The organism is Pectobacterium brasiliense (assembly GCF_013449685.1).
GTDB classification, from domain to species: Bacteria; Pseudomonadota; Gammaproteobacteria; order Enterobacterales; family Enterobacteriaceae; genus Pectobacterium; species Pectobacterium brasiliense_A.
The window spans coordinates 26,928-38,946 of record NZ_JACDSF010000001.1; the positions used below are offsets into that span (position 1 = coordinate 26,928).

11 protein-coding genes and 1 pseudogene are annotated in these 12,019 nt (G+C 47.2%); 2 read left to right on the top strand and 10 right to left on the bottom strand.

Annotated elements, in window-relative coordinates:
* Positions 1 to 315: 315 nt before the first annotated feature.
* The 8 genes and pseudogenes from H0248_RS00135 to H0248_RS00170 all read right to left on the bottom strand — a co-directional run.
* A complete protein-coding gene (locus tag H0248_RS00135; RefSeq protein WP_110162952.1) occupies positions 316 to 1,032 on the bottom strand; it encodes an oligogalacturonate-specific porin KdgM family protein in 717 nt (238 codons plus the stop codon).
* A gap of 255 nt (positions 1,033 to 1,287) precedes the next feature.
* Complete coding sequence (locus tag H0248_RS00140; protein ID WP_180784224.1) at positions 1,288 to 2,580, bottom strand: ABC transporter substrate-binding protein; 1,293 nt, start codon at positions 2,578 to 2,580, stop codon at positions 1,288 to 1,290.
* 15 nt (positions 2,581 to 2,595) lie between these two features.
* Entirely contained in the window at positions 2,596 to 3,723 is a 1,128-nt protein-coding gene (locus tag H0248_RS00145; protein WP_180784225.1) for an ABC transporter ATP-binding protein, read from the bottom strand.
* A 13-nt stretch (positions 3,724 to 3,736) separates the two neighbouring features.
* Positions 3,737 to 4,642: a carbohydrate ABC transporter permease gene (locus tag H0248_RS00150; protein ID WP_180784226.1), complete on the bottom strand. Its 906-nt coding sequence runs from the start codon at positions 4,640 to 4,642 to the stop codon at positions 3,737 to 3,739.
* Positions 4,635 to 5,525 carry a carbohydrate ABC transporter permease gene (locus H0248_RS00155; protein ID WP_005968854.1) on the bottom strand — a complete coding sequence of 297 codons (891 nt, stop codon included), beginning with the start codon at positions 5,523 to 5,525 and terminating at the stop codon, positions 4,635 to 4,637. The genes H0248_RS00150 and H0248_RS00155 overlap by 8 nt, the downstream gene beginning before the upstream one ends.
* A 47-nt stretch (positions 5,526 to 5,572) precedes the next feature.
* Positions 5,573 to 7,204 carry a pectate disaccharide-lyase PelW gene (gene pelW / locus H0248_RS00160; RefSeq protein ID WP_180784227.1) on the bottom strand — a complete coding sequence of 544 codons (1,632 nt, stop codon included), beginning with the start codon at positions 7,202 to 7,204 and terminating at the stop codon, positions 5,573 to 5,575.
* A gap of 272 nt (positions 7,205 to 7,476) precedes the next feature.
* Positions 7,477 to 8,238 (bottom strand): 2-dehydro-3-deoxy-D-gluconate 5-dehydrogenase KduD, encoded by a 762-nt coding sequence (kduD, locus tag H0248_RS00165; protein ID WP_180784228.1) that lies wholly within the window; start codon positions 8,236 to 8,238, stop codon positions 7,477 to 7,479.
* Positions 8,239 to 8,321: 83 nt separating this feature from the next.
* A pseudogene (locus tag H0248_RS00170) lies at positions 8,322 to 8,529 on the bottom strand (5-dehydro-4-deoxy-D-glucuronate isomerase); the annotation flags it as partial.
* A 308-nt stretch (positions 8,530 to 8,837) separates the two neighbouring features.
* Here H0248_RS00170 and H0248_RS00175 point away from each other — a divergent pair.
* Entirely contained in the window at positions 8,838 to 9,170 is a 333-nt protein-coding gene (locus H0248_RS00175; RefSeq protein WP_010275594.1) for a cupin domain-containing protein, read from the top strand.
* Between the two features lie 95 nt (positions 9,171 to 9,265).
* Here H0248_RS00175 and hxpB read toward each other — a convergent pair whose 3' ends face one another.
* On the bottom strand, positions 9,266 to 9,931 hold the full coding sequence (hxpB, locus tag H0248_RS00180) for a hexitol phosphatase HxpB (RefSeq protein WP_180784229.1): 666 nt from the start codon (positions 9,929 to 9,931) through the stop codon (positions 9,266 to 9,268).
* Positions 9,932 to 10,226: 295 nt separating this feature from the next.
* On the opposite strand from hxpB, the gene H0248_RS00185 reads away from it, so the two are divergent.
* Positions 10,227 to 10,775: a YniB family protein gene (locus H0248_RS00185; protein WP_180784230.1), complete on the top strand. Its 549-nt coding sequence runs from the start codon at positions 10,227 to 10,229 to the stop codon at positions 10,773 to 10,775.
* A gap of 87 nt (positions 10,776 to 10,862) precedes the next feature.
* Here the strand turns inward: H0248_RS00185 and H0248_RS00190 are convergent, their stop codons facing one another.
* A complete protein-coding gene (locus H0248_RS00190) occupies positions 10,863 to 11,723 on the bottom strand; it encodes a fructosamine kinase family protein (protein ID WP_180784231.1) in 861 nt (286 codons plus the stop codon).
* Positions 11,724 to 12,019: the final 296 nt, after the last annotated feature.

Below are 12,019 nucleotides of genomic sequence, written 5' to 3' on the forward strand. Positions count from 1 at the left end.
AGGAGGAGGGAAATTGTTGGGCGATGGTAAAAAAAAATAGGGTAGCCATCACATCGGAGAAAAAATGACTACCCTGAACCGCAAACTTTAATAAAGAAATAACATTCATACACGAAGAGGGTAAATCAGACACAGCAATTTCAACAGCTAAAACGCATTTAACGACACCACATGTAACAATGAAACGTAACTAACTTGCTTAACCTACAACGGACATAATAATAAAGGGACGTTAATGATAAAATTAAGTGAGTCAATTAACACTAACATCCCTTTTGCCAACTTATAACGCTTATTTAAACAATAAGGCCGTTATTAGAAGCTGTATTGCACACCCACACGGTAACGAGTTTGACGATGGTCGGTATCTTTATTGGAGTCGTCAGCTACGTTACCAATAGCCATATAAGGCTTCCAGTTTTTATCCAATTTATAAGACAATTTTACATCATGATCGAAGTTATATGTTTCATTATCATGAATGATAGCGCCAGCTTTATTGGTTTTTTTGTAGTCCAGCTCGTAATCAACCTGGAAATCTTTCAGGAACTTATAGCTAACAACTGCGGTTAAGTTATATCCGTTTTCCGATGTGTTCGCTCCTCCGATATTGCCGCTGTTACGCTTATAGTATGGGCGGTAGCGCAGTGAGGTGGACAGGTCATCGGTAATATTGACTTTACCGCGCAGATAAGGACGATAGTTGTTAGACGTAGAGCTTGAATCTAAAGAAAAACCTGGTTCTAAAGAAAACGTTTTGTTGAAATTATAAACATAGCTGGCAACCACTTCCGTACCGTTGCTGACGGTTTCATTAAAGGGTTTATTTGGCGTGGTGTCTTTACCAGATTGTCTCCATTTTGCTTCAACAGATAAACCAAAACCATTGGCAAAACGGTGTGACATTGACAAACGATCGCGGTGATCATTTTTCGGGGTATCTTTCATTTCATGACGGTAATCGATGGTTACCGCCATTGCATTCACGCTAATTAATGAGGTAACTGCCAGAGCTAGTAATTTAACTTTCATTGTTATATTCCCTATTGGTTAGGATGGTTCTAATGCTTTATTTCGAAAGACGCGTTACTCTTTTTGGGACAAGTTCTATTTTATTTATTATTAAACTACGTTCTGTGATCGAGATCGTCTTGGGTAACAAAAAGTAAAATGGGGTTTCAAATTGTGAGGGAGATCGAATTGGATAGGGCGGTTGTTTTAATTTAAATGAAAAATCCCTGCCGTCAGTGCGGCAGGGATGAATAAGCGTCTAAAAGGTGTGCAACATTACTTCATTGCACGTTTTAGAATACGATCTGATTGACGCTGGAAGTATTTCGCTGCGTCTTCCACTGATTTCTGACCATAATCGATAGACTGGATGGTATCACCAAACAGAGAAACGATTTGCGGGTCGTCGAAATAAGGGGCAACGGCAACGTCATGCGGCAGAGACAGCGCCAGTTTCAACCCGGCAACGGCTGGCGCATCATCTTTAATCACGCCATCAGCAGTCAACTGAGCCACAGCGGCTTTACTCAACGGTACACCACGTTCCAGACCCAGAGCCTGAGCCCCTTCTTTGCTGTTCAGCAGGAAGTTGATCAACTGAGCAGACTCTTTAGGGTGCTTAGTTGATTTACCGATAGACAGCATCTGTGCAGGTTTGAAGAACAAGCCGGCATCTTTCGCACCTGGCAGCATTGGGTAGTTACCCAATTCCAGTTTTGCTGGTGGTTGCAGGTTGTCAGAGTACTTGGTAATGGTGGAGTTCCACATGTAAGTACCAGACCACTCGCCGTTGATCCATGGCTTCATTTCATACATGTTGCTCTTACCGAAAGACGCATAGTATTTCGCATCAGGCATGACATGGCTGTCGATCAGCTTTTTATACATGCCAAAGAATTCAACCCATTGTGCATCGGTATAGGCGAATTTCTGACCTTTTACATCAATCGCTGGAATGTTGTACTTCTGAACCATATAAGAGTTCAGCAGAGCCAGAGAATCCTGGTGTTCCAATACGATAGGGTAGTATTGGTCGCCCAGTTTTTCTTTGAACACTTTACCGGCGTTCAGCAATTCGTCCCACGTTTTCGGATATTCCAGTCCCGCTTTTTTCCAGCTTTCGGTGTTGAAATAGAAGACGCGAGCTGTAACGGAAATTGGAATACCGTTTAGCTTCCCTTCGACCGTGGTGTTTTGCAGTTCTTTCGGTTCGAACTGTGTCAGATCCAGCGTATCTTTTACTTTGTTCAGGTCATAAAAACCCGTACCGTTTTTAGAGAATATCGGCAACCAGTTCCAGTTAGTCTGCATCACATCTGGCTCGGTGTTACCGGCAATCTGTGTAGTCAGACGAGACAGGTGACCATCCCAGCCAGTGTATTCCGCTTTCACGGTGATGTTTGGATGCTGCTTATGGAACTCCTCAATGGCTTTGAGCGTCTGTTGGTGACGGCTGTTGCCGCCCCACCAAGACATTCTTAATTCCACATTATCAGCGGCTAAAGAGGGCATTGCCACTAACGACGCCAGAGATGAAGCTATTAATGTGTGTAGGATCGCTTTTTTCATCGGTTACTACTCCTGTTAAAGAGAGATATTTTTTTCTGTTTTTGCATCAAAAATATGGCATTTTTCCATGTCGAACTGGAAATATACCGGACGATGCAGTCCCTTCTCGATAATCAGCCGACCTTCGTCATAAGGAATGCGGCTGGTTAATTCAAAGCCATCGACTTTAATGTACATAAAGAATTCGTGGCCCATGTTTTCTACGCGAACCAACTCACCCTGTGAGTGGCTGCCTTCAAATGGCGTATCTGACACGGAAACATAGTCTGGGCGAACACCAAAGAAGACATCTTGTCCGATATAGCCGCGGACTTTGTCTTGTTTTGCAGCATTTAACACCAGCGCGTTATTCCCAACCACAACGCCAACCTGACCGTCTTTCTCGACCAGTTTGCACGGCTTAATGTTCATTTCTGGTGAGCCAATGAAGCCAGCAACGAACATGTTGACAGGGAAGTGGTACAGGTTATCCGGCGTATCGACCTGCATGATGTGACCGAGCTTCATCACGCAGATACGGTCACCCATGGTCATTGCTTCAGTCTGATCGTGGGTAACATATACACTTGTCGCCGCTTTACCGCTTTTCTTCAACTGCTTATGCAGGTCAGAAATACGGATACGCATGGAAGCACGCAGTTTGGCGTCCAGGTTAGACAACGGTTCGTCAAACAGGAACACATCTGGCTTTTTAACGATGGCGCGGCCTACGGCCACACGCTGTGCTTGACCACCAGACAACTGGCGCGGCAGACGATCCAGCAGTTCTTCCAGCTCCAGAATTTTGGCCGCTTCAGCGACCTGCGCTTCAATTTGCTCTTTAGGCAGTTTGCTCAGCTTCAGACCAAACGCCAGATTCTCTTTTACCGTCATGTGAGGGTAGAGGGCATAGTTCTGGAACACCATAGCAATCCCGCGCTCTTTCGGCGCCAGATTGTTAACAACGCGCTCACCGATGCGAACTTCACCGCCGCTGATGGTTTCCAGACCCGCCAGCATACGCAGCGTAGTGGATTTCGCACAGCCAGACGGGCCGACGATAACCATGAATTCACCGTCTTTAATGGTCAGGTCGATACCGTGAACCGCTTTGAAACCGTTGCTGTATACTTTTTCCAGCTTTTTGAAAATAACTTCAGCCATGATAAATCCTCTATTAACCTTTAATTCCGCTGCTGGTCACGCCTTGTACGAAGTAACGCTGTGCCAGGAAGAAAACAATAATGGATGGCAGAATGGAGATGCTGGACATGGCCAGGATTTCATTCCACGGAGCGCCTTCAGTAACGTCGATAGACATTTTCAGCGCCAGCGCAATCGGATATTTATCCACGCTATAGACATAAATCAGCGGACCGATGAAGTCGTTCATTGACCACATGAACTGGAACAGCGCAACAGAGATGATGGCTGGTTTCAGAATCGGCACGACCACATACCACAGTACCTGGAAAGAGTTACAGCCATCGATCTGAGCGGCTTCTTCCATATCACGTGGTACACCACGCAGGAACTGGATCAGCATGAACACAAAGAACCCTTGTGTTGCAAACGCTACTGGCAAATACAGTGGCAGGTAACTGTTCAGCATGCCCATTTCACGGAACATGAGGTACTGTGGAATCAGCAACACGGTGCTTGGCAACAGCATGGTGGCAATCAGCGTGGCAAACCAGAAGTTCTTCCACGGAATGTCAAAGCGAGCGAAGCCATAAGCCACAATCACCGAGGAAATAACGGTCAGAACCACTTTCGGAATCACGTACTGGAACGTGTTAATCATGTAGTGACCGAAATTGTATTCCGTACCGGTTTTCCAACCGTTAACGAAACCGTCCCAGGTGGCGTGAGTAGGCCACAGACCCAACGTGGTGAAAATCTCATGGTTTGGTTTGAACGACGCTGAGAACATCCACGCCAGTGGATAAAGCATCAGTAAACCAACAAACAGCAGTATCACGTAACGGATGGCGGCACTGAGTTTTTCTTTACGCAGCGTGCGGCGTACTTCTGCAGCAGCAACTTCTTGTGCTGTAGTCAGGTTTGAATGCATGTCAGCCATTTTTTCCTCCTTTATCAGCGGAGTAGAACACCCAGTATTTCGACGACTTAAAGGAGATAGACGCGAATACTGCAACAACCAAGAACAGAACCCATGCCAAGGCAGCACCGTAGCCCATATCGAAATACTTGAACGCCGTATCGTAGATATAGAGCGAGAACAGGTAGGTATAGTGCGTTGGACCACCGCCAGTAATGACGTAAGGTGCCGTAAACTCCTGGAATGCCTGAGTGGTCTGCATGATAAAGTTAAAGAAAATAACTGGCGTAATCAGCGGTACCGTTACTTTCAGGAACATTTGCCATTTGGATGCACCGTCGATCATTGCCGCTTCATACTGAGACTGCGGAACGTTCTGCAATGCAGCCAGGAAGATAACCATGGCGGAACCGAACTGCCATACACGCAACAGCGTTACTGACATCAGTGCCAGCGACGGTTCGCCCAGCCAGTTGATGGCATCAAAGCCAAACACACCGAGGAAGCTGTTTAACAATCCATCGATGGCGAACAGTGCACGCCACAGAACGGCAATGGCCACGCTGCTGCCCAGAATAGAAGGCACATAGTAAGCAGTACGGAAGAAGCCGATACCACGTAATTTGAAATTAAGTACAAACGCAATTAACAGTGCGAAGATTAATTTCAATGGAATGGTCAGAAATACATAGGCAAAGGTGACGCCCATGGATTTCCAAAAGAGATCATCCTCCAGGAACATACGGTGATAGTTTTCTAACCCCGTAAATTCAGGCGGATTTATCAAATCATACTCAGTAAAACTGAGGATAAATGACGAAACAAAGGGGAAAGCGGTAAAAACTATCAGCCCTATAATATAGGGGGAGATATAGGCTAACCCCAGCATTCTGTTTTCATTCATAATGCTTACCTATTGATTAATTGTGAACCATTAAAAAAAACATAAAATTAAGCTGTTAATAACTCTGGATAAATTAATTCCACGTCATAAACAATTCTATTTTCCCCGTTAACGTGAAAATCACCGTGAACATATCCACCTTGTGTCAGATACGGCGGGATATCGTTTAATTTGTTGCGACAAGCGGCAACGAAAGTCAGTAAAGCCAGCGGATAGCTATCATCCAGACGAACATAACGATGCTGTGCGGAGCGAACGAACAAACCATGATGAAAGTGTTGTTCAAACAGAACGCCAGCCAGTTGCGCGGCGTAATGTGCCCAGGATTCTGATTGTTTGTGATCGGCCAGTTCAATGACGGTCAACAAGAGTAACGGGCTGGCGATGTGCTGAATGTCTTCTTTATTCAGCCGCGTCAGCATGGTGTTAACCAGTGCGTACAGATCCTCATCGCCACTCAGGCGGTAAGCACGAACCAGCGGTAATAAATAGTCACCTTCTAATGCAAACGGTTTTAATTCCGTACCCGCTTTACCATAATAGCCATCGCGTTTAAAACGGTAGCCAGTCATGTCCTGGCCGTTGTTCCACATCGGGCGCAGTGTATTGCTGGTGACATCGTAGGCGTACTGATAGTAATTTTTTAACCCTGAAATAACCCAGTTCAGCATTTCTGCATCAGGCTGTGTGCGGAGAATATCCAGCATTGCCAGTGGGTTATCAATAAGTAGTGGGCGCATGTCACGGAACAGTACATTGGCTTCGCGCGCGATTTCACAAAACTCTGAACCAAACTGACGTTGAGCACGATCGCCAAACCAGGACTGTGTCTGGTTGTCGTCTTCGGGTACAGGCTGGCGCTGCTGTGGTGAACTGAACTGATACACCGGCATACCGGTTTCTGGGTTGCGTGCCAAAACGTATTGGCGATAAAGATGCTTACCCCAGGCCGCGGCGTGGCTATCGCCTGTGTATTCTGCGTATTTGAACGCGGCATAAATCAGGTCTGTGCCAGCATTAACAAAAGTTAGCCCTTTCGTTAATGGCAGAATAGGCCACTGTGCCGGATCGACGACATCATGGCGGGCATGCAGGAAAACGTTTGGATCACGTTTTTTGCTGTAATCACCATGACGACCCAGATCCAGTGAATCCCAGTCCTCGACGTGCGCGTTCCAGAAACCCTGAAAGAAATTCAGCGTCTTTTCCGCATTGACACGGTGCAACAACGCGTAATAGGGAAGGTGGTGCTTTAATTCATGCACCTGAGCTTTGGACTCTGGCCCTTCGCCTGCTAGCGTATCCAGGTTAATAAAGCGGTGACCGCCCCAGAAGAACAGGCCGCTATTATCATCAACGAAATGATCCAAGAAATATTCGCTTTGTGCGATAGCGTGCTGCTGGTAACGCTCATTACCTGTAACAACGCTCATGGCACATAGCGTTCTTAGCCAATTTTGCTGGCTGGCAAAATTAGAAATAGGTGCGCTATGTCCATCAGGGAATTGCCATACGACCGGCGCATAACTTTCCACATCAAAGCCATCTGCCAATAATGGCGTAGGTTGACTCTGGCTGCGGCCTTTATCCTGAATGCAGGCAATGTGGCTATCAAGTGCTGCAACCCATTCGTCGAGCTGCGATTTCCTGCTGGTGTATAAGCTTTCAAAAATACTCATGGAGTACCTTCTTATGGAACCGTGGAACAGTTCCTTATAAATAGAAACACTGTTTTGATTGATTATATTGCGCTATTAACCTTGTCGTCATGCACGCAATATCGAAAGTGTGATCAAAGTCGGAACGTTGTTTTGATTTTTTTTAAGAAAGGATTTTGGCAGGAAAAAGAATCATGAAAAACGAAATAACAACTTGAAAAACAAATAAAAAGCACAACCGAAATTGTGCTTTTCATCGTCGGTCGGCGAAATGCCGCTAAGAAAAATTGCGCTTAGCGTGCCAGCCAGCCACCATCAACGGCAATCGTGTAACCATTGATGTAGTCAGATGCGCTGGATGCCAGGAAGACCGATGGGCCCATCAGATCCTGTGGTAAACCCCAACGGCCAGCTGGGATACGATCCAGAATTTCTTTGCTGCGTTCTTCATCGGCACGCAGTTGCTGGGTATTGTTGGTAGCCATATATCCCGGTGCAATGGCGTTGACGTTGATACCGTGTTTTGCCCACTCGTTCGCCATCAGACGGGTTATACCCATAACGGCGCTTTTTGATGCGGTATAAGAAGGTACGCGGATACCACCCTGGAAGGACAGCATAGAAGCGATATTGATGATCTTACCGCCTTTACCTTGCTTGATGAACTGGCGAGCAACGGTCTGAGACATAAAGAAAACGCTCTTAATGTTCAGGTTCATTACGTCGTCCCAGTTTTTTTCGCTGAAATCGATCGCATCTTCACGACGGATGATACCGGCGTTGTTGACTAGAATGTCAACGTGGCCAAATTCAGCAACAGCTTTCTCTACCAGTTCTGCATGACCAGAGACATTGCTCATGTCGGCGGTCAGGCTGAGGAAGCGACGTCCCAGTGCGGTGACTTTTTCGATCGTGTCTTTCGGTTCAACGATGTTGACGCCGACGATATCACAGCCTGCTTGTGCCAGACCGATAGCCATGCCTTGACCCAAACCCGTATCACAACCCGTGATCAGAGCAACTTTACCTTGCAAATCAAAAGAATTTAAAATCATATCTGTAATCTCTCTATAAGCGACAAAATACTTAGTCGTTAGCTGTTACTGTAGGGAACACCGGTAATTCCGGTTGAAAGCGATTAACGTAACTCGCTAACCTTGACGTGATCCATGTCACCGAAAACCTGATTCTCGCCAACCATGCCCCAGATAAAGGTGTAGCGTCTGGTGCTAACACCGGAATGCATCGACCAGATCAGTGAAACCACCGCCCGCTCGTTTTTATTACGCTATGACGGGTTCCTGCTGCTGACCCATCATGTGGAAAACTGCCGTTTCATTACTCACTGTTTCTGGTGAAAGCGCCGGGCGAAACAGATGATGTCGCGTGGCAGTGACAACGTCACCTGTTCCTCAACCTGCCCGGTTCTTTCTTGTTATGCGGGATGATAGTTTGGATGGGATGCGAATTCAATAAAAATGAAATAATGTTTTATTTATTTCTTGAGGGCCGTCATGGTTTTGCTTATTTTATGTTTTTTCTGGTACTGATGTGGCTAAAATGTCGCAATCCATAATCATACCCTCGTTGTCGTGCACGCTTTGTTGACGCAATAGAAGGTATGGGCAATAAAAGCGTTAGAGGAGAGATAACGATGAGAAGATACTTTATTGATGATGAAACGCCGTGGGAAGAGCTGGGCGGTGGCATTAAACGTAAAATCATGACGTGGAGCGATGAGCTGATGATGGTTTACGTGCACTTTGATAAAGGTGCGATTGGTACGCCGCACTTCCATGAGATTCACGATCAGATTGCTTATGTTGCTGCTGGCAGCTTTGAAGTCGTGATCGAAGGTGAGAAACGTATCCTGAAAACCGGCGACGCCTATCTGGCAGTGAAAAACGAGATGCACGGCGTGGTCTCGCTGGAAGACGGCAGTGTCCTGATCGATGCTTTCTCGCCTAAGCGAGCGGATTTCCTGTAATGCTTCCAAGCGTGGTCAGCCAATAGACTGATCACGCTTTCGTTATATCCCGCGATGTCCGCTTTTCTATTCTTCTACTTCTTTATTCCTAATCCCTAGACTAACTGCTCAGTAGTCAACTGATTCAGAGAGTCCAGCTTATAATCGGCTAGCGCCCAGCGTGCGTCATCGCGAAACTCAGCCTGTGGAATAACGATTGAACGCATACGTGCCGCTTTGGTTGCGATCATGCCGTTCACCGAGTCTTCCAGCGTCACACACTGTGTCGGAGGAACGCCGAGTCCGTTTGCCGCATTCAAATACACGTCTGGATGAGGCTTGCTATACGGCAGTGTCTCGGCTGACATTAAGACATCAAAGTAGTGCTCCAGATTAAACATTCGTAGCACCTGCTGCTGCATGCGGAGCGGCGAAGCGGAAGCCAGCCCGATTTTGAGATTCTGTTCGCGACACAGTTGCAGCGCATGTTCGACGCCGGGCAGGAGAGGACGCTGTTCGGCAACGAGTTCAATGGCGCGATCGATAATACGGCGGACAACCTCGTCTCGGGCCGGTGTCGCCCAGGGAGCGCGTTGATACCAGAGTTCGACCACCATATCGATGCGTAAACCCAGAGTATCTTTCATGGATTCTCGTAGTGAAATATCGACGCCAAGCGAGGCGATAACCTCCAGTTCGGCTTTGTCCCACAACGGTTCTGAATCAATCAGCAGCCCATCCATATCGAAAATCGCCGCGCGTATAGAAGAATCAAAGGACATACCACTGGCTCCGTCAGCAAAGGAAAAGAAAATTTACGGGTAGACTATACCTTAAATAAGTTGAGTTTCAGGGCACGATGCGAGCATTGTGAACAACGTGAAGTACTGAGTGTCAGGGGGAGCCCTTGGAAGGGCTTAATGTACACGTAGCGTGATGTATGACGGAGTCAATCGCTATTGTGGCCGATCAGGCGGTGCGGGAGATAAAGTGTTGACTGCGCGTAAAGTTACAGTAGGCTACCCGTCGTACTAAAACGATATATTACCGATGTTGCGTCGCTAAGAAGGGGTTCTCATGACGTATCAACAGGCTGGCCGTATTGCCGTCGTTAAACGCATTGCCGGATGGATCCTTTTTATTCCCGCGCTGCTTTCAACCTTCGTCTCGCTAGCTAATTATCTTTATGCTTATACCCAGAAAAAACAGGGTATTGATGCTGTTCTTCTGGATTTTGTGCACCTGATGGTCGATATGGTGCGCTTTAATACGCCTTTCCTGAATATTTTCTGGTACAACTCGCCAGTACCCGATTTTACGCGTTTTTTCAGTGGGGCGACGCTGATGTTTTGGCTGCTCTACATCCTGATTTTTGTTGGCCTGGCTTTGCAGGTGTCGGGTGCCCGCATGTCGCGTCAGGCGAAGGCCATTAAGGAAGGCATTGAAGATCAACTGATTCTGGAAAAGATGAAAGGTGATTGCGGGAATACGCGTGAGACGTTGGAATCACGTGTTGTTTTTCCTGGACACACGATTTTTGTGCAATTCTTTCCGCTTTATATCCTGCCGATGATTGTCGCGGCTATTGGCTATCTGGTGTTACGTTTATTAGGATTGCCAGTCTGATTGACGGTCTGGCGCAATGATTGCGCCAGACGCCGTATTCTTCTCACCTTTAGAGCAAACACTTCCTCTTAGTGCAACTGTCCCGCCTTAGATCAAAAGCTGCCGTTCAATGAGCTGTTGCGCGTCAACAATATGCTTGACGCCGAAAAGATTGGCGCGGTTAAGCAGATAATAAATCTGGTAAATGGGCTGGCGATCGATAAAGCCTTTATCCAGTGGCCATACGCTCTGGTAACCGTCATAAATCTGTGGGGGCAGGGATGGATAGCGCGGCAGCATCGCCAAATCACATTCTCTGTCTCCCCAATAGCAGGCCGGATCGAACAGATAAGCCCCGTCCTGACTATTCGCACAGTTATCTGGCCATAGGTCACCGTGCAGGAGCGACGGCTGAGGCTGATGTCCTGCCAAACGTTCCTCAACGCGTGCGATCAGCGTTTCAATGTGACCGAAATGCATCCCTTTTTCCGCCGCCAACTGCAACTGCCAGCCAATACGCTGTTCGGCAAAAAAGGTCGCCCAGCGCCGCTGCCAGCTGTTTGGCTGAGGCGTTGTTGAGAGGTCATTATCGAAATCCAGCCCAAATTGTGGCTGGTCGCTCCACTGGTGCAGGCGAGCTAACTGTTCACCCAGGCACCAGGCGCTGTGCGCATCCAACGGTTTGACGGGAAGATATTGCAGAAGCAGGAAACTGTTATCGCGTGAGCTACCGACCCCATAGACGGTGGGGACACGCACCGTATTACTGCGGCTCAGCAAATGAAGTTGATCGGCTTCAGCCGTGAATTTGGGCAGCATTTCACGACTATCGCATTTTACGAAGACGTCATGCTCGCCGTAACGGATGTACCAGGCTGGATGTATTTCACCGCCGGATAATTCGCGACGTTCCTGAATATCCGCAGCACCGTGATGTTCTTCCAAAAGTCGGCTGATAGCTTGCCACATAAGGTCATCCTCCCGTTGATGTTGCCTGATACCCTGCTGTTCACTGGGGTGATTCGTTTACGGTAACCCATTGAGCGCAATAAAAATGGAATCTATACCTCAAATAATTCGAGTTACGGGAAGGCGGCAAGAGAAGGACAAATTCGTCGGGAACGAATTTGACCAGCCAACGGCTGGCCTTCGGTGAGAGACAGGATGTCTCTCATTTCATCCCGATGAGCTTACTCAAGTAAGTGATTCGGGTGAGCGAACGCAGCCAACGCACATGCAGCTTGAAGTATTACAGGTATATAGCA